Raw genomic sequence first — 21926 nt, forward strand, 5'->3', positions numbered from 1 at the left:
GTGCCACTCAGTGGGAAAAAAGGAGGGAAGGAATAAATAGACCAAACGTCTTAGAAAACGTAATATACTCATCCTAGTTTGAGGAGACATCCTAAGGCTCGTAAAGCTTCGCTTTTTAAAAGGCTCACTTGACTTCAAGTAAAGGAAGCAATGCTTCCCTAACACTGTAAGTGAGCTTCGAAGCAATCCGTTAAACGAGACCTTCTTTTCTTGAACTTTTATAGTTATAATTTCAATTAAATTCAAGATCTGTTTTTGTCATGGTGATAGCGAAAACAGATTATATTCTTCACCATACGATAAAGAGCACATTATGAGTAAAGGTACTGTTAAGTGGTTTAATGCAGATAAAGGCTTCGGATTTATTACACCTGAAGACGGTAGTAAAGATCTGTTTGTTCATCATTCTGAAATTCAAGCGGGTGGTCAATACGCTACATTGAATGACGGTCAGGCTGTTGAGTTCGAAGTAGGTCAGGGTCAAAAAGGTCCTTGCGCCAATAACGTTCGCCCTCTATAAGGCAAACAATACCAGACCTGCTAATCGCTCAGCAAAATTACGCTGGTCTGGACTTGCTGCACAAGCAGGCGTTATCTCATATCCGCTTAGCTAACCAGTAAACAGCGTAGTTAAAACGCTGAAAACGAGTTCCTAGGGTCTAGATCCTAGGAACTTTTTTATTAAGCCTAGCCAGCCTTTTGTACACTTTGTACACTTTGTACACTTTGTACACTTTGCATTAGCATACCTTTAAGCTCAGCTATCTGTGCCTTAAGCTCCGCCACATCGGCTGCACTCGCAGATTCATCATGTTCTATCGGCACACACAGAGACGTCATCCCTTAGAAGCCATTAAAAACCTTACCTTTATTTGTCGCTATCGACTTCGGCGAAGGCCTTGCGTGAGTGACCTAATGTCATCATGATGAGATATCAAAGCACGACGTACATTTAAGCTGAAATAGTTGAAACTTATCACTCAATTAGTGATATTCATCACTGTTTTTTATTCAAAAAGGCATACTATGCGATCTTCTCAGAAGGAATGTTCTTTCCTTCGCACTGCTTACCACAATTTATTTCAGGATACACACAATGAAGAAGCTTCTTCCTACATTGATCATGCTATTGATCCCTTCTGTTTCATGGGCACACCCAGGTCACGGTTCTATTGGTTTATTCCATCACTTGTCTGATGTTGCACCACTTATCTTATTGGCCATTATCGTCGCTTGTGGCGCTGCATGGATCCGTTCTAAACGCTAACTATTCATCACCAGCTATTTATTAGGTTTTAAAAAGCGCTCGCAGCCGATCCTTCATTGAATCGTTTGTAACTTGTCGCGGCTACACATTTAGATTAAGTCTAAAATTTCATCAATCCTGTATTGACTGAACAGCCTAGTTGCGCGTGTTTTTTGAGACCGTTTATTTAATCTACATAGCTATTTGAACTGTATGTGATTTTTAGGCTGTCTAGATAGCCATCTATATTTGGATAAGTTTCATTGATGAATATTCCCGAGAGTGTTTATTTTAAACGCCCTGAGTCTCATTTTGGCTGGCGTGCAGAGTTGAGCCTTACATATGGTATCAAGCGTGAAAAAACTCGCCTTTTAGAGCGTCATCAACTTGGCCCCTTAACCGTACAAAAAACCTTTTTCCCTGAGGGTTCAGCTTGCCATACCTATCTATTGCACCCTCCTGGCGGCGTAGTGGGAGGCGATCAGCTCAGTTTTAATATTGATGTTGGCCCTCAATCACACGCCCTATTGACCACGCCGGGGGCGACAAAATTTTACCGCAGCAATGGCGAACAAGCATGGCAAAGCCAAGTGTTAAAGGTTGCTAAAGGGGGCTTGCTTGAATGGCTACCTATGGAGAATATTTTCTTTGCTGGGGCTAACTGTAAATTACTGACTCAAATTGAGCTAGCGTCTGATGCTCGATTTATAGGTTGGGAACTACAGTGCTTTGGTCGGCCGATGTTGGCTGAGAGGTTTGATAAAGGGCAAGTATTAGGACAAACCTTTATTAGCCGAAATAACCGAGTATTGCTGGCTGAAAGCCTACGGGTTCAAGCACAAAATAACATCGACCAAGCTGCAACATTACGAGACTTTGCAATGACCGGCAGCCTTTATATCACCCCGATTGAACCCGAGCTAATCGACAAAATTAACCGGGTCATCGATGAGCAACAACGCCGCTTTAATGGCGATGTTCTACTCGGTTCCAGTGAGATCGGCAGTTCGTCGACAAGTAGTGCTATGTCATTAACCAGCACCGCAGAAGATAGCTTAATGGTCGTACGCGCCTTGGGCCAACAAACAGAACCTATGATGGCCAGCTTTGTGCAGATCTGGCGCTGCGTTCGAGAACACTGGTTTGGAGAATATCCAGAGGTACCAAGGATCTGGTCGACCTAGCCCGACGCTCATTTTAGCTAAATTGGTAGACCAAATAACATGCTCGTCATTGAAATAACAGAGCGATTAAAAAGAGAAACATGTCATGGAATTAACCCCAAGAGAGAAAGATAAGCTGATGCTGTTTACCGCTGGATTAGTGGCTGAGCGTCGATTAAGTCGCGGCTTAAAGCTGAATTATCCCGAAGCGGTAGCACTGATCAGTTGCGCCATCATGGAGGGTGCAAGAGATGGCCGTACAGTGGCTGACTTAATGAATTATGGCCGCACTGTTTTAACCGCTGAGCAGGTGATGGAGGGTATTGCCGACATGGTGCATAACGTCCAAGTTGAATGCACTTTCCCTGATGGAACTAAGTTAGTTTCGATTCACGAGCCTATTGTTTAATAGCTGATGTTATTGGCACTAAACAAATTAAGTTGTTTGAGGACTACACCATGATCCCTGGTGAAATCATTGTAAATAAAGCTCTTGGCGAAATAGAGCTTAATCAAGGCTACGACAAATGTAGCTTATCTGTAGCAAATATTGGCGATAGGCCTATACAGGTAGGATCTCATTATCATTTTTATGAAGTGAATGAGTTTCTTAGTTTCGATAGAGAGCAAACCTTAGGTTTTCGTTTAGATATTCCAGCCGGAATGGCGGTTCGATTTGAACCTGGACAGAGCCGTACTATTGAATTAACCGCCTTTTCTGGCCATCGCATCATCCAAGGCTTTGATGGCCGAGTGATGGGAAAAATTAAGGAGTAAGCATGGCTAAGATCTCAAGACAAGCCTATGCAGATATGTTTGGCCCTACAGTTGGCGACCGCGTTCGTTTAGCGGATACCGTGCTAATGCTAGAGGTCGAGCAAGACCTCACCACCTATGGTGAAGAGGTAAAGTTTGGAGGCGGTAAGGTGATCCGTGATGGCATGGGTCAAAGCCAAGCGTTAAGTCAAGATTGCGTCGACGCCGTGATAACCAATGCACTAATTCTCGATCATTGGGGCATAGTCAAAGCCGATATAGGTATTAAGAATGGCCGTATTAGCGGTATTGGTAAGGCGGGAAATCCCGATGTGCAGCCAAATGTCGATATTATCATTGGTGCTGGTACAGAGGCGATAGCGGGCGAAGGTAAGATTATTACCGCTGGGGCGATTGATACACACGTGCATTTTATCTGTCCACAACAGGTTGAAGAAGCCTTATGTGCGGGAACCACCACCTTCATCGGAGGAGGCACCGGCCCAGTTGCTGGCTCGACAGCAACGACCGTGACGCCGGGAATTTGGAACATGCACCGCATGTTAGAGGCTGCGGATGAGTTACCGATTAATGTCGGCTTATTTGGTAAAGGAACCGTCAGTAACCCAGATGCGATTCGCGAACAGATAGCAGCGGGCGCGATTGGGCTCAAGATCCATGAAGATTGGGGCGCAACGCCTGCTGCTATCGATATCTGCATGACAGTGGCTGAGGAGATGGACGTACAAGTGGCGATTCACTCCGATACGCTAAATGAAGGTGGCTTCTATGAAGCAACTGCCAAAGCGATTGGTGACCGTGTTATTCACGTATTCCACACCGAAGGCGCTGGCGGCGGCCATGCACCCGATGTGATTAAATCTGTGGGTGAGGCCAACATTATTCCGGCGTCAACTAACCCGACGATGCCATACACGATTAACACCGTTGATGAGCATCTGGATATGTTGATGGTTTGCCATCACTTAGACCCTGCCATTGCCGAAGATGTCGCCTTTGCAGAATCTCGTATTCGCCGAGAAACCATCGCTGCCGAGGATATCTTGCATGATTTAGGCGCAATATCTGTGATGAGCTCTGATTCACAAGCGATGGGACGTGTTGCCGAAGTGGCGATGCGAACTTGGCAGTGTGCCCACAAGATGAAGTTACAACGTGGACCGCTCGAGGGTGATTCTGAGCACAGTGATAACACTCGTCTTAAACGCTACGTGGCTAAGTACACCATTAACCCGGCAATAGCCCATGGCATTAGCCATGAAGTGGGTTCGATTGAAGTGGGTAAGCTGGCGGATATCGTATTGTGGGACCCAGCCTTCTTTGGCGTTAAACCCACTTTGATATTGAAAGGTGGTCTGGCTGTTTATGCGCCAATGGGAGATATCAATGGTGCGATTCCGACACCGCAACCTGTGCATTATCGCCCCATGTATGCGGCTACGGGTAAAGCACGGGCTGCCACTTCAATGACCTTTCTATCTAAGGCGGCACTCGAAGCGGGCATCCCAGAAAAGCTTAAGCTGACTCATCTTATCGGAGAGGTGAAGGGTTGCCGTGATATTCGTAAGAAAGACATGATCCATAACAGCTACACCCCAGAGATAGAACTCGATTCACAAACTTATGTGGTTAAAGCCGATGGCATGCCCTTGGTCTGTGAACCGTTAGCCGAGCTGCCAATGGCCCAGCGTTACTTCCTATTTTAAAACACACGCCGATTGATTATTCAATAAAACTCAGTCGGCTTATTAAAGAGATAAAAATGATTAAGTTAACTCAGATACTCACTGAAGCGTCTCACGTGGACGCAAGGATTTGTTTGACTATGGTGCAACGCACTAAAAGCCGTTTACGTGCAGTGCTTGAAGATGGCCGTGATACCGGCTTACTACTTCCTCGAGGACATATTTTGCATCATGGGTCTTTATTATCAACCGATGACGGTTTTGTGGTTGAAGTTGTTGCAGCAAAGGAACAAGTTTCTACCGCACGCAGTGACGATCCAACCCTTTTTGCTAAAGGTTGCTATCACTTAGGTAATCGGCATGTGCCATTGCAAGTTGAAGCGGGGTGGTGTCGATTTCAGCATGATTATGTTTTAGACGAGATGCTTATTGGCCTTGGATTACAAGTGACTGTTGAGCATGCAGCATTTCAGCCTGAACCGGGCGCATACGGCGGCACCACAGGTGGCCACTCACACGGTGAAAGCTATGACTCTAGTCTAGAAAAAGCAGGCAGTGAGCATAGCCATGATCATAGTTATGCCCACCAGCCTGTTCACTCTGATGACGACTCACATAAGCATGAGCACTAATCTATGTACAGCGTTCAAAACATGTTGCCAGAGTTGCGGCTCTATCAGCTCATTAGCCCCTCACTGCCTGTTGGCGGTTTTACCTACTCTCAAGGCTTAGAGTGGGCAATTGAAAAGGGTTGGGTAACCACGCCAAAAGCATTGGAAGATTGGCTTAAAAGCCAGATGTTAGAGAGCCTAACGAGCCTTGAATTACCCATATTAGTGCGTATCCAAGGTTATTTGGCCGCTGCGGATTATGTTCAAGCGCAAGCTTGGTGTAATTATCTTGCCGCGAGTCGTGAGACCAAGGAGTTACGGCTGGAGGAGCATCAACGTGGTATCGCCTTTGTGCGCTTGCTGCCAAAGCTCGGGATAGAGCTGACCCCAGCGCTAACAGATATGGTGAAAACCACTCAACTGGCGGCTTTTGCTTTAGGGATTAATGAATGGCAAATCCCCTTAGATAAAGCACTCGGCGGTTATCTGTGGAGCTGGCTTGAAAATGCTGTTGTTGTTGGGATCAAGTTAGTCCCATTAGGACAGAGTGATGGTCAGCAACTCTTAATGTCGTTAGCCGAGAGTATCCCTACTGCGGTAGAGAAAGCACTGCAGATGACAGATGAAGATATTGGCAGTTTCACCCCTGCTCAAGTGATGGCCAGTTGTCGTCATGAGCATCAATATACTCGGCTATTTCGCTCTTAGCTTCACAGCAGCAATCAATAAATAAATAGATAGATAAATCAAACTAAATACAGCTTGCGGCCACGGGAGCTGATAACACTTTGGGCACAGTCTCAACATGAGCCTTTGTCGTAATTAGGAATAAATAATGACTGAAGTAGATTATAAGCAACCGCTGCGTATAGGCGTCGGTGGACCTGTTGGCTCGGGTAAAACTGCACTTTTAGAGGTGCTGTGTAAGGCGCTACGTGATAAGTATCAGATTGCGGTTGTCACTAATGACATTTACACCCAAGAGGATGCCAAGATTTTAACCCGTGCTGAAGCGCTAGACGCTGATCGGATTATCGGCGTTGAAACGGGTGGTTGCCCACATACCGCTATTCGTGAAGATGCCTCAATGAACTTAGCCGCGGTTGAGGAGCTAGCCAAACGTCATAAGAATTTGGACCTGGTATTCGTTGAAAGTGGTGGAGATAACCTAAGCGCAACCTTTAGCCCAGAACTTGCCGATCTAACGATTTACGTAATTGACGTCGCTGAAGGCGAGAAGATCCCACGTAAAGGGGGCCCAGGGATCACACGCTCAGACTTGTTGATCATCAACAAGATCGATCTGGCACCTTACGTTGGTGCGTCACTCGTAGTAATGGATCAAGACACCAAGCGTATGCGTCCTGAAAAGCCATACATATTTACCAATATGAAAACCGGCAAGGGTGTACCAGAGATCATCACCTTTATCGAAACTGCAGGCATGTTAAATGTTTAACAGCTTTAGCTGCTAACAAAAGGTAAAAGCTTATAAAGCATCAAGCTTTATTTGAATATTGGTGATATTGCAAGCTGCAGATCCATCTCTATCACCATCAAACTAACATCTAAATAAACACTATATCAAAGAGGTAAAAATCAATATGAGTAACGACATCATCAAAGTTTCAAGAAACACAGCTAATGCACCAACAAGCTCTGTATCTACACAAACTGTCGCCTTTTCTCATTACAACAATATTTCAGCTCAGTTGCCTGTCAATCCTAAAACTGATGAGATTGTCGTTGGCAATGTCACTGTTCAGGCAAAGCAGTGTTTAATCAATATAAAAGCCATTGTAGAAAGCATCGACCACGTGATGGACGATGTGGTTAAAATCAATATCTTCGTGAAACATATCGCTGATATTGACGCCATAAACGATGTTTATTCCTCATTCTTCCAAGGTGCGCTTCCTACACGAACAACCGTTGCTGTGGCCGCCTTGCCGATGAGTGATGCTTTGGTACAAATGGATGCACTTATTTCAAACGGTGAAGGCACAGCACCACAAGCACCGTGTGAACTGATCAAGGTATCAAGAAATACCGAAAATGCACCACAGGGTCTGTATTCACAAACAGTGGCTTTTTCTCATTACAACAACCTGTCGTCTCAACTGCCTATCGACTCGAAAACAGGTGAAATAGTCAAGGGAGGTATAAAAGAGCAGACAACACAGTGCTTAAATAACATCAAAGCTATTTTAAACAGTATCGACCACGTGATGGACGATGTCGTTAAAACCACGATATTCCTTAAAGATATCTCGAATATTGAAGCCGTAAATGAAGTTTGCCAAACCTTCTTCCCAGACTATGTGCCAACACGAACCTTTGTTAACGCAGCCGATTTAGCTATGGGAGCTTTAGTGCAAATTGATACTGTGGTGTCACACGGAGATGGTACGCCGCCACAAGCACCTGAAGACACAGCTCTAATTGTTATAGAAGCAAGCAATACCGACAGTGCCCCCAAAATGCCATACTCGCACACCGTTGCTTTTTCTCATTACAATCATATTTCAGGTCAACTGCCTGTAGATCCAAAAACCACTGAGATGGTAGCGGGTGGCGTAAAAGCGCAGACAGAACAATGTCTAAACAATATTAAGGCCATTGTGGAAAGTGTCGATCACGTGATGGACGATATCGTTAAAGTGAATATCCAAGTAAAAGATATCGCAGATCTTGATGCTGTAAACCAAGTTTACTGCACATTCTTTAAAAGCGACCTTCCAGCAAGAACAAGCATAGGTGTTGCGGCGATCCCTATGGGTGCCTTGGTGCAAATCGATGCTGTGGTTTCTAACTGTGAAGGCACGCCTCCACAGTTAGAAACCGCATCCAGCTTATCGCTCTGACTTATAGCTGAAAGCTGCTAACTTATTAAAAGGAAGCAAGCTCCTAGGATCTAGATCTTAGGAGCTTTTCTATTAAACTTATCCTACCTTCTGCTCCGCTTGCGTACTTTGCGCAGTTTTAATTAGCATACCTTTAAGCTCAGCTATCTGTGCCTTAAGCTCCGCCACATCGGCGGCGCTAGCTGGTTTATCATCTGCTACTTCTAAAGGCTCGAGTAAAGGCGCCAGGTTTTTGGCCTTCTCAGCTTCTTCCTCGGCTCGCATCGCTGCAGTTTCCTGAGTCATCACATCTAATACCGCACCGACCATCATGTTCAAAAACACGAAAGCTGTCAGAAAGATAAAACTTAAATAATAGATCCAGCTCAGTGGATAAACCGCCATGGTTTCATACATCACAGAGGTCCATGACTCGAAGGTTGAAACCCTAAACAGGGTCAACATGGCTACCGATACATCACCCCAGAGGAAATCATTAATATGGGCAAACAGCATGCTGCCAATTGCACCGTATATATAGAAGATAACGAACATCAACAAGGCGATATAGCCCATGCGTGGAATGGCTTTTAATAGCGCGTTGACCAGCATTCGCAGCTCAGGGATCATCGAAACTAATCGCAGTACGCGGAAGATCCTCAATAGGCGAGCAATGAGAATTCCTGCGCCACCAGCCGGGATCAAACTGCCTATCACGATCAGCGTATCGAAAATATTCCAGCCATTGCTAAAGAACTTCTTCGGCCCATCACTAGCTAAAAAGCGGATCACAATCTCTATGGCAAAGAAGACAGTAATACCGATATCCAGCACGAGTAAGCTATTCTCGATCCAGTTTGGTAGATGATAAGTATGCGCACCAATCGACAAGGCCGAAACAATAATGACAAAGATAACAAAGCCCTGAAACGCTTTACTGTTATCAATAAGTTTTAGTTTGTTCTGTAAACCAGAAACGTTAGCCAACACGGCTTTCTCCTATGAAATATATGACTGTTTAACTGCGCGTTCACTGTGCGACAAAAAATGTGGGGGATGACTCTGGAATTGTTCTGTAGATACAGGAATCAGGGAGTGTTTGGCCACAGTCGCAGCCGGCGGAGCATATCAGTGATTACTTAAGAGAGCATTAAAGAAAAGATCCTAGGCACTAGATCCTAGAACCTAGGCACATCGCTATCTCATTTAAGCAGCTCGGTGATCGTTTGTAGGTGTGTATCTACCCAGGCTGAGTTTATAGGCCCCCAGGTACTGATCTTGTAATAACCAGAATTATTACGCTCACCATCCTGAATGAAATGGCACTCAATACCAATATCATTAAGAGCCGCTATCGAGTCTTGCAAGGTACGACGTGGCATGCCCGTTAATTTATTCAATGAAAGCAGGTTATGCTGTTCACTATCGATAGCGTGAGCGATATACAGCTTACGCAAGAAAGCTTTCTTCTGTTTTGAAACATCTTCAGTTGTCACATTCAGGCCCAAATAGTTTTATATTCTTATTAATAGCAATCAGTATAAGCTATCACAATCAAGTATTTATTAATAATTCCAATCACAGGGAAATACATATCTTGGCTAAAGTGTTGTGAAATATGTCACAGCCTAGAGAATGATAACAAGATACTGATATAGTGGTCATATAATGGATATAAGAAAATGATAAGCAATGGAAGATTCGATTAAGCCTATGACAGAGCCTGTAAACTTAGCTGAAGACTTACAACTAGATACACATACACTTCCACCAGCCCTTTCACATACTAAGCAGGATGAAAGCGACTGGCTTAGCTTCGATCAAATTCCGCTAACCTTGGTCGATGAACGTCATTACACTCAAGTCATGGGCGAGAGTATCTTAGCTTCATTGGTGCTATTTACCTTACTGTCACTTTTTATTATTTTAGTTGCGACAGTGCCACTACTCATCGCCCTACCAATATTGTCAGCCTTAGCCTTAGTATTAAGCACCATCAGCTACTTTAGATATGCTCACGCGAAATCCATCGGCTACGGGGTCTGTGATAATGAGTTATTGATGCAAAAAGGCGTTATCTGGTTTAAACGTATCTCCTTGCCTTATACCCGATTACAGCATATCAGTTTGTCTCAAGGACCTATCGAGCGAAAATTTGGTTTGCATACCCTTAAGTGTTTCAGTGCAGGCAGTGGCAGCGCTGAAATCGAACTACCAGGACTTGAAAGCCGCACAGCCGAAAAACTGAGACAACACTTACTAGCCAAGGCAGGGATCGCGAGCGAGACAACAAACTCACAGTTAGTACAAGAGTCACTGCCGGAGGCTTTAACACCCTCTGAAGAGACCAGTTTTACCCAGGCTCAAGAAGCCAAGCCTGAAACGTCAGCGCCAATAACAAGTGAAAGTGAGCGCTGATATGCAGACAAGGTTTTCACAATGGGCAGGGCTCTCAGCCTGGTCAATCATCAGCTACACCCTAAATACCATACGTTTAGTGATCAGCAATGGTTATGCCATGATCCCCGTGGTCTATACGGGTTGGCAGCAAGGTTTTAGTTCCCCTTGGGTGATAGTGGCCGCCGTGGGCGTGGTGCTCGCCGTGCTTTGCTATGCCATCATTCAGTGGGCCATGTTCCGTTATCGATTATTTGATGACAAACTCGGGGTACGCCAGGGGCTGATATTTAAAAAAACGCATGAGATCCCACTGAGCAAGATTCAAAATGTACGCCTCGAACAACCCATCTATTTTAGGCCCCTTGGCTTGTATAGCTTAGTGGTTGAAACTGCGGGTTCAAAAGACGACGAAGCCGTGCTTGCCGCAGTCAATTACCGTAAAGCTATTCAACTTAAGCAGCATTTGGTCAATCCATTACTGCCAACACCTATCTCATCTGACGCAGATCCAGAATCCGAAGATGGCACGCTAGAGAAAGGCGTCACTTTCGAAAGAGAGAGAAAAGCTAAAAAACGCAGTGAAAGCTTAGTCCGTAAAGATTTCAAACAACTGCTACTCTTTGGCTTATATCAAAACAACCTGTTTTGGTTTGCCATTATTGCTGGCCCTATCATAGGGCAATTAGACTGGTCACAACTCGCCGATACGCCAATGGTACGTTCATCTTTACAATGGTATGAGCAGGTTATTAGTGTCAGTGTGCTTTACCAGATAGTCCTTGGTAGCTTATTACTGATAGGCTTCTACTTGTTGCTATCCTTGATCTCAATGACGGCCTCAGTACTGAAGTATTACCCCTATCACCTCAGCCGAGATAACAACACGCTTCACCGAAGTGGTGGCATTATCGCTAAACAAAATGACGCCTTAGCCCTGCAGCGAATTCAGGTGATTCGATTTTCTCAGCCAGTCATAGGCAGACTGTTAAACCTATGGACTGTCTATTTTAAGCAAGTGCAAGGCACTGAGGTGGAGCAAAAGGCCAAGCGGCACATGTTAGTGCCGAGTATGACTCGTAAGACGGTCGCTGAACTGCTCACTGATATGGATGGTATCGAAGCTAAAACGACAGCCTTGCCGACTCAATTTAACCCTATTCATTTTGGCTGGTATTGGCGTCGGGCACTTGCCCCACTTATCGTTCCTCTCGTTAACACCATAGGTATGGGGCTCAACCCCATCACCGAACTCATGTGGCTAATCGGCCTCTGTTTTACCTTGGGCCTCTATTTGAGGTATCGTCAATGGGGCTATTACTTAGAAGGTTCAGACTGCTGGATCCACACTGGAATGCTTGGCCATAGTTGGCACTTAGTCGCATTAAGAAAGGTGCAACATGTGGCAATTACCCAAACCAAAGGTCAACGTAGAAAGGGCTTAGCAACGCTTGAACTTGGGCTTGCCAGTGGCACTCAGACGATCCCTTACATGCCACTTAAAGATGCAAGAGAGATTGCCGAACGTGCTCTATCCATTACAGCACGATCACCAAAGAATTGGATTTAAACTAACAAGTAAATAGGTTCTAGAACCTAGGTGCTAGGACCTTAAGACTGAAAAGGATAATACTCTTGAACAGCACTGAACAAGCAAGGCTAATGACACCAGAAACTATTATCAACTTCTGGTTTGATGAGATTGAGCCAAAACTCTGGTGGGTAAAAGATAGCGAGTTTGATGCATTAATCAAAACACGTTTCGGTCTTCTGGTTGAACAAGCTAAAGCGGGTGAACTCTACCACTGGCGTACAACGCCTCAAGGGCGCTTGGCCGAAGTTATCGTACTGGATCAGTTTTGCCGTAATATCTACCGCGATACACCCGATGCCTTTTCAGCCGATCCACTCGCGTTAGCACTGGCCCAAGAAGCCGTGGCACATGGCGCAGACACTGAACTTAAGACCAAGCAAGTGCCCTTTTTGTTTATGCCTTACATGCACAGTGAGTCGAAGAAGATCCACGAAATCGCCATGGTGCTGTTTAGCCGTGAAGCCGCAGCCGGAAACTTAGAGTTTGAGCGCAGGCATAAAGCAATCATCGACCAATTCGGCCGTTACCCACATAGGAATGGGATTCTTGGGCGAGAATCGACGCCTGAGGAGTTGGTTTTTTTGTCGCAGCCCGGTTCAAGTTTTTAAATTTTAGGTTCATTTGGCGGTTTTTTGTATTTGGTGGGTTGTTGGATAGCATAACTTCATTGTTATCTAACGCCTGCCCGGCGAGGGCTATGTAAACACTTCTGTGACACACTATTTAATACTTACTCGCTAGCAAGTTTCAAATCGCTTTTAGGTTGTTTCATTTAACAACCTTGGTACTTGGAGGTTTACTCAGCACCATAGCATCATTAATGTTTATTGCTTGCAGCAGGCTTATATGCAGATACTTCAGTGAGACGACGCAAGTACAATCCCTGTAGTCTCTGCGATGACATCCATGTCATCGAAGCTCACTGCCGCATCTGCATCGGCTGTTCTTACTTCTTCGATTAGAGCTTGCTGCTTACAGCATGGCTTTAGACAGAAACAGTGTTTCAAAGTTGATAGGACACATACTTGAGCTCATAAAGATTTACATATGAACATTTGAAAGGTGTGCAATTAGTAACGCTTTGATAAACGCTATAAAATTATTATAAAAACTAACGAGGAACGAGATAAATCCAACTCTTTGTTCAGTTTGAAAAACTTGCTAGCATTATTTTTTAAAGGCGTTCGTAAACAACTGTTTGAAGTGTTTATTATTAGCTACAATAGCTTCCTTAAAAAGTTTAGTACCACTACCGTCACCAATTTCAGAGTTTACAAGGTCAATAATCTCATAACGAATTAAGTTTAACCTTGAACCAAAATCAGCTTCAACAAACCATTTAATTAATGATATTTTATCATTAGGGTACTCTTGAGATTTCTTTTGTATCTCCGACATTAAGCTAACTACTTCTGCATTTTTCAGTTCAATTTTGTTTGAAATTATATCATTAGATACTACATGTAATTGATCTAAAGCGGCGACCATATTTTTTGTTGCTTCTATTAACTGAGAGTGAAAGACTTCATTGCTTACAGATTGATCAATAACGTTTAGTATTGCAGAGCGATATTCACTTACATATTTTATATACTCTAGAGCCGCATCTTTCTTCCTAGCTAAATTCAAATCATCGAGGTGCTTTAACCGATTTAAAGCAACAGCTATAAACCCACCGACCATAGCCATGAATGGAACAGTTAACTCTGGCAAGTTCGAACCCACCACTTGGCTTGATATAAAACCTGTAATAAATATTAGTATAAGGATGGAAAAAATTTCTCGTGTAGACATTGTATTACTCTAAGTTTTGTTCGCAATATATGAGAGTTACGCCAGTAGTCCCAACATTTTCAAGCACGCCTTGCGGGTGTATTTGGCAAAATGAATATGACCTATTATCTAGGTCTTAGCTAGCTCTTAGCAAATGGCTGCAATGATTCAATAAGTACTCTACCAAAGTGAAAGTGGAAAATAAGTAACCTAAATCAATAAAGTACGCATTGATATTTGATCCTTCTTGAAAGCAACCTGTAAGTGTCATTTATGGATTAGCCAACAATAACAGCCATAGATATTTTTATAACCACGAAGCGCTACACGAAAATCACGAAGGTAAAGGCAAGATAGTCAGATTCATTTCTCAAATGAGCCGAAATCGAGAAACTACTCTGCTTTTAGATAAATCCGGTGTAGATGCGGCTGCGAGCTTCGATTTCAGGGATGAAATCGCAGAGCCCACAGGGAAGTGCTAGCGGCGTCTCGCAGAAGTATCTGCACATTCCTCGCCGGACAGGCGTTAGGTTAAATTGAAGCTATGAATTTCAAATAACTTCTCAATTAAAACTTTGCCGGAAGCTAAACCAAACAATGTAATCAAGCTTCATTCGAAGCTAGCCTAATCTAATATTCCACTTGCCATCATTTTGCAAACTACAGTTCTCTTCTGTATCGAAGCTAACTTTAGCGGATAGATCATTAACCTTAATTGAGGCTTGAGATAACGCTTTTTGAATGAGCTTAATGAGATGAACATCTTGTTTATTGACTGTTGCAGCAGACAAGTGTTCATTGGTATCGAACACACAGATGATTTTCAGTGATTGAGGGAAGTTATCATAATTCACCAGATGGGTGATCCACTCGAAACCCTCTACCTGTTCCAACGCCTGCTCACACACTTGAGTCAAAGACACCCTCAAACTGTTCTCTATCTTCTTATCTGACTTTCTCATAGCTACCTATAATCCGTTCCATACGCTTTAGCACTAAGGCTAACTCAGCGCTAAAGAGTAAGAAAAAAAACATTTTTTAGCTAGATCTAAACACACAATATTAACCACTAGCATGGCTTAACAGAAAGATGAGGTTGATTTTAAAACTAGAAAAATGAACCAAATAATAATGCTACTAGGCTTCATTAGCAGTTAGCCAACGGGGCATAAAAAATCAAATATACTGGCTGATCTGCCAGTCAATCAAGGTTGCATTGCCATCGTTATCACACAGCCAAACCCTAGCCCGTGTCATCGGTTTTAAAATCCCGACCTCAGATTCGACTTTAGACCAGTCGGCATAGAAAAACTCTTCACCATTGATACGGAAGTTATGCTGACTATAGGGAAGGATCAATGACTCTTGAGTGCCGTCATCGGTATCGATAGTGAAGCCAAGTTGTAGCCTGTCTCGCCAGTAAAACACAAGCTCGCCAGTCCAGGAGGTCATATGGTTGGGCTCGCAGGCAAAGTCAGCAGGAGGACGAAGGCGTCCTTCTGCGCTTAAGTTCATAGAAAGAGAAGCTATAGCAATCACAATGATAAGAATAACAACTCTTCTGTGCCAAGCTCTACTGTTACCAGTGAACATACCTATATCTCTTTAGTTAATCACGGTAGGCTTGGCTCATCTCGTCCATTCGCACCGATTGCCAAGGGGTGAACTCCCACATACAGTAATCATCAGAGTAATCCATAAAATTAGTGATCGGATCATCTCCAGCACCGCCTTTTCCTTTGCAGCTATTTCGTCCTACAGGACATCCATAAGCAGGTGAGCGCTCTGCGGGAGTATCCTCAACATAGTCACCAGAGCCTCCGCACCCACCTTGAAAAGTATGGTAAAGCCCAAGCCAGTGTCCTACCTCATGAGTTAAAGTATCCCCCTCGTTATATGGAACAGCATCACCACCTGGTAGAGTGGAAAATAGGATCACAACTCCATCATCATCTGGATAGTTTTCATAATAGTTAGGAAATGTAGCCCATCCTAAATAGCCACCTCCGGGGTTGTTAGTGTATACATTCAGATCATTCGCCAAACCAACTCGAAGTGCAGCTTTCATGTTCGCTTCAGCAACTGTACCAGGCCCAGCGGTGAACCAAGACTCAGGATAATCATCAGTTGATACATCTATAATTTGATACCCCACCCGCTGGAAGCTTATATCGGTTGTAACACCACCAGTCATACCAGAAAAAGAGTCGTTCAATATATCTATTTGACTATCAATTTCTGCTTCTGATAACACACCATCACTGCCATTAACAATCACATGGAAATGAACATTAAAGACCCTCGAGTTTACAGGTGGAGGGGTATCACCGCCCCCTCCACCATTACCTCCACCATTACCATTACCATTACCATTACCATTACCATTACCATTACCAGGTTTATCTGGCTTCTTAAAAGCATTGAGCCTTTTATTAACTTTTCCGATTTCAATTTCAGTTGGCGTTCGTGTAGCACAACGCCAAAATGCCGCATTAGGGTTGGCATGATCCCAGCCGTTTTCATCTGGATTTGGCCCATTGGCCATGGATTGAGGAATAGCTATAAGTAGCAAGCATACCGTTATTAAAAGTAACCGAAACATCTCAACAACCTCCAAGAAGGTGAGTCACCTTCTTCATCATTTATGATTATGTTCAAGCATCCATACTGATTAAATTATAACCTACACCCACAATATTTTCTCGATACTGGATACGACTTTTTACTACTTAGCATTACTTACTATCTAGCATTATTACTAAGCACTATTCATCTTTCGCTCAAGTAAGCTCATCATCTCGACCGTTAAGAGCATCATCTGCTCTTGAATTATTTTGCGCTCAAGTTTAGCGTTTTGTGAGTTATCACCACTGATGGCCCTCAGCTCTAGCTTGAGCCTCTCTAACTCCTCTTTTATTCGCTCTATCTGCTTTTCAATGACAGATAAACCTTCATCTTCATTGGCAACTGATAACTCATAGATATTTTTATTTTTGCTATGTAACAGCCCGCCTAGAACACTATCCAGTGCTTTTTTATCTAACTGATATCTAGTCGCTGCGTCGGAGATAGTCACAATATCGGCAGCTAACCTACCGCCAGCTTCCTCGATAGTAAAGTCTGCCTGAATATCGATACGCTCCCTCTCAGGAAATGATATGGCCCGATAGAGGTTCACCAGCATATCCATCTTCACAAAGCGCCTCCACGCCGATATCGATCCCGATAAACAGGGTATCGACACGATTTAGAAGGAGCTAAAGAGGGATAGATAGAGCAATTTCTTATGACAGATTTTTCCTATAGCAGCAAAAGTTATAGCCGTTTCATAATCACCTGATAGATATAAAAAAGCCTCGCTGTTATAGCGAGGCTTTTCTTTCTCTATTAGAACTGACTCAGAGCGATTCTGACAGAGAGTGGCTCTTACAGAAACCTATTACTTCACAAGCTCAAAGTCACTTGGCTGCCAAACCTTATCAAACCAAGGCTGTAGCGGGCCATAGAGGCGTAGCATGGCAAACCAGGCTTTACCCGGTGTGGTCTCAGTCCAGTTAGCCTCAAGCCCCTTTGGTGCATCTGGGCCGAAGTACAAAGTGACTGAGCCATCATCATTGTAAATTAGCTCATCACGCTTGTTGTTCTTGCTTGGGTATTTAGACCCGCCTGGAACTTGAAGCTCTGAACGCGTTTGCGGGTCGTAAGCCACCATAGACCAGAAGTCTTTCGCTGGTGCATCGGCTGGTAGCGTCACCTTGTAATTCTTCTCACCGTAGAGGATCTCTCCCTTGCTATCACCTGTTGTCATCGCATAGTTTGAGCCTACGCCCGGCACTTGTAGTGCCATCGCAGGGGTATTTACCGTCGCTAGATAGAAGAACAAGGTACGGGCGTCCATGTTACGTCCGCCGTTACCACCATCTTTTAACCAGCGATAATCTCGGCCGATAAAGCCAGTAAACCACTGCTTACCTTCAAACATATAAGCGCTCTTGTCGCGGGTCTTAAAGGCGATACTGCGCGCGGTGGCATTACCCACAGCAACGGCATCTTTTAAGATAGCCTTCATACGAGCATCGGGTTCGAAAGGCTTGCCCTTCTCTATGCCGATTGCGGCTGCTTGACCACGAAGTTCTGGATCAATAAATGACACCGGCTCTTTTTGGATCACATGCCAAAGCTCTTCATAAAACTTGTAGTCATTAGCGTGAACCGTGTTGAAGTACTTACCTGAGCCGTTAGTGAACTCCATCTTCTTGGGATTCTTAGCATCGGCTAGTGGGTAAATCTTAAGACCTGTACGCCACATGTTCGATGCGTGATCTGGCTTACCATCTTTAAGGAAGCCTCTCAAAATCAGCCAGTTGTTGTAACTCTTTGATTGAGCAATCCACACCTTCTGCTCTTTATCGCCCACCATGATAGTGGCGCGGGTATCGCTGCCGCGATCAGCCATACCATTCTTGGTAGGTTTAAGATCCCCCTGGTAATCCGGTGGAAGAATCACGTACATGCCGCCCTTTTTAGCATCGGGACCCGGTGCCCCCATATCGACAACGAAGCGGAAGAAGGCATCGTTTAATGTACCAGGGCCTGCACCTGCGGGGATCTCAACCACAGTGACGCCATCTTTCTCAAGATCTAGCATGGCGCCTGCGTAGACGGTATCTGTATTTCCAGTTAAGAACAGCGGGTTTGAGTCCATAAGGTTATCAAAGACAAGCACCTCATTAGAATCTTCAACACCGAGCGATTTAAAACCTAATCGAATACCCTCAACCGAAGTTGCGGGAATAAAGTTAAGGAACACATCGATACCACGGACAAAGTCCAAGTTATCGTAAACCTTAGTTAAGGTCTCATCGGTTGGGATGCCATCATAAAAATTAAGCTCACCGATACGAGTCTCAACCCTGTTTGGTGTCATGATCTCTTCAGGGATCTTCTGGTTAAACCCTGGAGTGACATCTTTATCCGATGAGCTGGCAATGGCCACGCCTGACAAGGCCGAAATGATACAGCTACTCAGGAGTGCGGCTTTAACAAGCAGTTTGGGGCTATTTATCATATTACTTCTCCGTTTACATACGGTCATTGGCTTGGAACATTTTCTGTAGTTTACGAATAAACCATGTTCTCGAAAACATCGACCAATGAAACTTACTGTTCCTAAAAGTGAAACCCAATTGAATGTCCGTATAATCTAAAACGGCTAAATATGGGCTATCTATGAAGGTGCTTTGGGAGAAAATGAGTAGATACGGCGTCATATCTTTTACTTCATCCCTAAAGAAAGTTCAGTTAATGGAACGTTACGAAAACTTTGCAAACATACTACACAAGCTCTAAGGGAGATGCTAGATAATTCAAATAATCCAATAAGATGCAGTTAATAAGCTGTAAGTATCAACTGCATATTATTGGATAGAGTGATACCGATAATTATTATTCTCTAGGAATAAGGTGCATAAAAAAGAGCATCCTAAATGGATGCTCTGTTACTCATTCAATATTCCTCTCTATCGACTCACCCTTTGATGGTGTAATCACCTTTTGTCGATAGCGTCACAGTAATAGGCACATCAGTTCTGTTCTTCCAATACCAGCCATGAGAGCCAGCGAAAGGCGTTGTCAGTGAACCTTTCATTTTATTGGAAGTAGTAATAGAAAAGCTTTCAAAATACCCAGTACTATCCCCTTTCGGTTCACCGTGGAAATCAAAATACAGCTCCTCTCCACTGGTGCTCCACTCATATTCAAGATGAACAAATTCATCCATTATCAGCTTGTATTCCAATCCTTTTCCAGCTGGAATATCTATCTTAACCGTATCACTTCTTACTCCAGCCGTTTTACGAGCCTGCTCAATCTCAGCAACACTCGGCGCATTAGCAATCTCTTTAGTCGCAGCTGGTTCAAGCTGCTCAAAAGCCAACACAGTTTCGCTACCACTAACCGGAGCGGTTGGAGTGCCATTGGCAGCTTCAGCGATCTGAGTCAGCCCCAGAGCCTTACCTATTCCCGTTGGGTCAATATTATACTCAGCAGGCAATATGGCCGTGGTTAATACGATAGCTGCTATCACAGTCGCTGCTAAGCTTGCTTTAGTTAATGTCGCAGTAGAGTGCACCGGAATATCGATAGTATTCACTTCTTTATCGACTGAGTTTTTGCTTATCTCATTGGTATTTTTAACATTTGTCATTGGGTCTTTCCTTAATCTTAAATCTGTTTTGGCAGCATCACTCACTTTGTAGAAAGATGCTGAAATCATTGAACTTAGCTGACTAAAAACGCTTAGCTAACAAAGAAGCCTGTTAACTGGAAGCCGACTAACATCAGGCCACCACTCATCAACAGAGTGTTCGCTGCGGTTGAAAACTGCAGATAGCTCCTATGTCGTCGCCAAAAACTCATTAAAATAAGCACGACTCCCAATGCTAAAAACTGACCAATTTCAACCCCCACATTGAAGGCTAAAATATTTGGCACCAAGCCATCTTCAGGAAGGTTGAACTCCTGGATCTTGGTGGCCAAGCCAAAGCCATGGAACAAGCCAAAAATGATGACTGCCAACTTAGTGTTGGGCTGAAAGCCAAACACTCGTTTAAAGCCACCTAAATTATCAAAACCCTTATAGACAATGGAAAAACCAATAATCGCATCAATCAGGTAGGCATTAACCTGTATGTCACTGAGCACACCAAACAACAAGGTGATACTGTGACCTAAGGTAAATAGACTCACATAAAGCAACACATCTTTGCTTCTAAACAGGAAGAAAATTACCCCCACTAGAAATAACAGATGGTCATAACCGGTAACCATATGTTTGGCACCGATGTAGATAAAGGGCAGAATTGATACCCCTTCATTGAGTGTTAAAAACTGCCTGGTATCTTCATCTACGCCATGGGCGAAGAGAGAGAAAGACGCGAACATACCTAAAAATACCACCAGAAATTTGATAGCACTCGCCAAAGATTGGCTCATACAGATACTCCAAAAAAATTTAAATCAGATAAGTACACTTAGTTCTAGGCTCAGTTATTAGCAGGTTCTAGTTCTAGGCCTGGTTACTAGCAGGTTCTAGGTTCTAGGTTCTAGGTTCTAGGTTCTAGGTTCTAGAAAAAGTGTCTTATTAAATTGAAATAGCACGTTAATTTAGTAAATTAATGCACTAAAGAATCAAATTAACTTTGGGTATGAGGTGGGGGAATGGGTGGCGCGTAACGACAATTTAAATAGCTGATGTCATCATCACTGAGGATCTCAGTCTGGAAAAATCGTGAAACAAACAGAGGTTCTTCTGGCGGATGAGAAGGCATATGCGAGTGGTTAGCATGCTCATGCTCAGCTTCTGTAGCACCTGCTGCATCAGCAAGCATCAGCTCTATAAGCAAGGAGCTATCTGCAGATGGTACCGGCTCTGTAGCATTAAACGACATAGGGCCATGATGATGCTCATCTTGGCTATTTAAATTGTCAGAGTGGCTATGATGATGGCTAACATCAGCGCCCATTGGGTGAGAGCCACTCGGGTATTGCACTGAAAAAGCTGAACCAACAGCAAGAAACTGACACACTAAAACCACCAGCACAATGGCTAGTGTGATCTTCGAACTAGGCAGGCCGTATGAGGCAAGTCTAGGAAGAACATGTGTTTTCAGTTTGCTACTCCAATCAATTTCAGTGACCCTATTAAATCAGAACCTCGGCTTGGTTATCAAGATAAGAAATTCATTAATAAGCAAACATGGATAAAATTTAACTTAATAAAAACTAAAAAGAGCAGGGTCAACACATTGCCAACCCATCTCTTGTCGCTATCATCTTC

25 protein-coding genes are annotated in these 21926 nt (G+C 43.8%); 13 read left to right on the plus strand and 12 right to left on the minus strand.

The genetic code is table 11. The features are described from left to right. Positions 1-313 precede the first annotated feature (313 nt). The gene (locus FM038_RS20155; RefSeq protein WP_142871485.1) at positions 314-520 is read left to right on the plus strand and encodes a cold-shock protein; all 207 of its coding nucleotides are present in this window, start codon (positions 314-316) and stop codon (positions 518-520) included. A 167-nt stretch (positions 521-687) separates the two neighbouring features. Here the strand turns inward: FM038_RS20155 and FM038_RS20160 are convergent, their stop codons facing one another. Continuing rightward, positions 688-840, minus strand: coding sequence for a hypothetical protein (locus FM038_RS20160; protein ID WP_185965719.1), 153 nt, complete (start codon positions 838-840; stop codon positions 688-690). Positions 841-1096: 256 nt separating this feature from the next. Here FM038_RS20160 and FM038_RS20165 point away from each other — a divergent pair, with 256 nt between their 5' ends. From FM038_RS20165 to FM038_RS20205, 9 genes are all read left to right on the plus strand, one after another. Beyond that, positions 1097-1267, plus strand: a complete 171-nt coding sequence (locus tag FM038_RS20165; RefSeq protein ID WP_185965718.1) for a hypothetical protein — start codon at positions 1097-1099, stop codon at positions 1265-1267. A 245-nt stretch (positions 1268-1512) separates the two neighbouring features. Then, the gene (locus tag FM038_RS20170; RefSeq protein WP_142871484.1) at positions 1513-2430 is read left to right on the plus strand and encodes an urease accessory protein UreD; all 918 of its coding nucleotides are present in this window, start codon (positions 1513-1515) and stop codon (positions 2428-2430) included. A gap of 85 nt (positions 2431-2515) precedes the next feature. After that, the gene (gene ureA, locus FM038_RS20175; protein ID WP_142871483.1) at positions 2516-2818 is read left to right on the plus strand and encodes an urease subunit gamma; all 303 of its coding nucleotides are present in this window, start codon (positions 2516-2518) and stop codon (positions 2816-2818) included. Between the two features lie 50 nt (positions 2819-2868). After that, positions 2869-3186, plus strand: a complete 318-nt coding sequence (locus tag FM038_RS20180; protein ID WP_142871482.1) for an urease subunit beta — start codon at positions 2869-2871, stop codon at positions 3184-3186. A gap of 2 nt (positions 3187-3188) precedes the next feature. Further along, positions 3189-4892, plus strand: a complete 1704-nt coding sequence (ureC, locus tag FM038_RS20185; protein ID WP_142871481.1) for an urease subunit alpha — start codon at positions 3189-3191, stop codon at positions 4890-4892. A gap of 56 nt (positions 4893-4948) precedes the next feature. Continuing rightward, positions 4949-5503, plus strand: coding sequence for an urease accessory protein UreE (gene ureE, locus FM038_RS20190; protein ID WP_142871480.1), 555 nt, complete (start codon positions 4949-4951; stop codon positions 5501-5503). A gap of 3 nt (positions 5504-5506) precedes the next feature. After that, positions 5507-6190 carry an urease accessory protein UreF gene (locus FM038_RS20195; RefSeq protein WP_142871479.1) on the plus strand — a complete coding sequence of 228 codons (684 nt, stop codon included), beginning with the start codon at positions 5507-5509 and terminating at the stop codon, positions 6188-6190. Positions 6191-6317: 127 nt separating this feature from the next. Further along, entirely contained in the window at positions 6318-6941 is a 624-nt protein-coding gene (gene ureG, locus FM038_RS20200) for an urease accessory protein UreG (protein WP_142871478.1), read from the plus strand. Positions 6942-7086: 145 nt separating this feature from the next. Then, the gene (locus FM038_RS20205; RefSeq protein WP_142871477.1) at positions 7087-8346 is read left to right on the plus strand and encodes a RidA family protein; all 1260 of its coding nucleotides are present in this window, start codon (positions 7087-7089) and stop codon (positions 8344-8346) included. Between the two features lie 78 nt (positions 8347-8424). On the opposite strand, the gene FM038_RS20210 is transcribed toward FM038_RS20205, so the two are convergent. Both FM038_RS20210 and FM038_RS20215 read right to left on the minus strand, forming a co-directional pair. After that, on the minus strand, positions 8425-9315 hold the full coding sequence (locus tag FM038_RS20210) for an ion transporter (protein WP_142871476.1): 891 nt from the start codon (positions 9313-9315) through the stop codon (positions 8425-8427). Positions 9316-9527: 212 nt separating this feature from the next. Further along, the gene (locus FM038_RS20215) at positions 9528-9821 is read right to left on the minus strand and encodes a winged helix-turn-helix domain-containing protein (protein WP_142871475.1); all 294 of its coding nucleotides are present in this window, start codon (positions 9819-9821) and stop codon (positions 9528-9530) included. Positions 9822-10017: 196 nt separating this feature from the next. Here FM038_RS20215 and FM038_RS20220 point away from each other — a divergent pair, with 196 nt between their 5' ends. The 3 genes from FM038_RS20220 to FM038_RS20230 all read left to right on the plus strand — a co-directional run bounded on the left by FM038_RS20220 (position 10018) and on the right by FM038_RS20230 (position 12924). After that, complete coding sequence (locus tag FM038_RS20220; RefSeq protein ID WP_142871474.1) at positions 10018-10743, plus strand: PH domain-containing protein; 726 nt, start codon at positions 10018-10020, stop codon at positions 10741-10743. A gap of 1 nt (position 10744) precedes the next feature. Continuing rightward, on the plus strand, positions 10745-12292 hold the full coding sequence (locus tag FM038_RS20225) for a PH domain-containing protein (RefSeq protein ID WP_142871473.1): 1548 nt from the start codon (positions 10745-10747) through the stop codon (positions 12290-12292). Between the two features lie 92 nt (positions 12293-12384). Then, entirely contained in the window at positions 12385-12924 is a 540-nt protein-coding gene (locus FM038_RS20230; RefSeq protein ID WP_142871679.1) for a DUF924 family protein, read from the plus strand. Between the two features lie 559 nt (positions 12925-13483). Here FM038_RS20230 and FM038_RS20235 read toward each other — a convergent pair. From FM038_RS20235 to FM038_RS20275, 9 genes are all read right to left on the minus strand, one after another. Then, positions 13484-14110: a hypothetical protein gene (locus FM038_RS20235; protein WP_142871472.1), complete on the minus strand. Its 627-nt coding sequence runs from the start codon at positions 14108-14110 to the stop codon at positions 13484-13486. A 599-nt stretch (positions 14111-14709) separates the two neighbouring features. Continuing rightward, complete coding sequence (locus FM038_RS20240; protein ID WP_142871471.1) at positions 14710-15051, minus strand: Fis family transcriptional regulator; 342 nt, start codon at positions 15049-15051, stop codon at positions 14710-14712. A gap of 214 nt (positions 15052-15265) precedes the next feature. Beyond that, on the minus strand, positions 15266-15682 hold the full coding sequence (locus tag FM038_RS20245) for a hypothetical protein (protein WP_142871470.1): 417 nt from the start codon (positions 15680-15682) through the stop codon (positions 15266-15268). A gap of 16 nt (positions 15683-15698) precedes the next feature. Beyond that, a complete protein-coding gene (locus FM038_RS20250; protein WP_223292923.1) occupies positions 15699-16691 on the minus strand; it encodes a zinc metalloprotease in 993 nt (330 codons plus the stop codon). 156 nt (positions 16692-16847) lie between these two features. After that, the gene (locus FM038_RS20255) at positions 16848-17285 is read right to left on the minus strand and encodes a hypothetical protein (protein WP_142871469.1); all 438 of its coding nucleotides are present in this window, start codon (positions 17283-17285) and stop codon (positions 16848-16850) included. Between the two features lie 243 nt (positions 17286-17528). After that, positions 17529-19157, minus strand: a complete 1629-nt coding sequence (locus tag FM038_RS20260; protein ID WP_142871468.1) for a DUF1254 domain-containing protein — start codon at positions 19155-19157, stop codon at positions 17529-17531. A 459-nt stretch (positions 19158-19616) separates the two neighbouring features. Then, positions 19617-20294 carry a hypothetical protein gene (locus tag FM038_RS20265; protein WP_185965716.1) on the minus strand — a complete coding sequence of 226 codons (678 nt, stop codon included), beginning with the start codon at positions 20292-20294 and terminating at the stop codon, positions 19617-19619. 92 nt (positions 20295-20386) lie between these two features. Beyond that, the gene (locus FM038_RS20270) at positions 20387-21082 is read right to left on the minus strand and encodes a HupE/UreJ family protein (protein WP_142871467.1); all 696 of its coding nucleotides are present in this window, start codon (positions 21080-21082) and stop codon (positions 20387-20389) included. A gap of 200 nt (positions 21083-21282) precedes the next feature. Next, positions 21283-21675: a hypothetical protein gene (locus FM038_RS20275; protein ID WP_223292924.1), complete on the minus strand. Its 393-nt coding sequence runs from the start codon at positions 21673-21675 to the stop codon at positions 21283-21285. Positions 21676-21926: the final 251 nt, after the last annotated feature.

The sequence above is a fragment of the Shewanella eurypsychrophilus genome (assembly GCF_007004545.3).
Lineage (GTDB): Bacteria > Pseudomonadota > Gammaproteobacteria > Enterobacterales > Shewanellaceae > Shewanella > Shewanella eurypsychrophilus.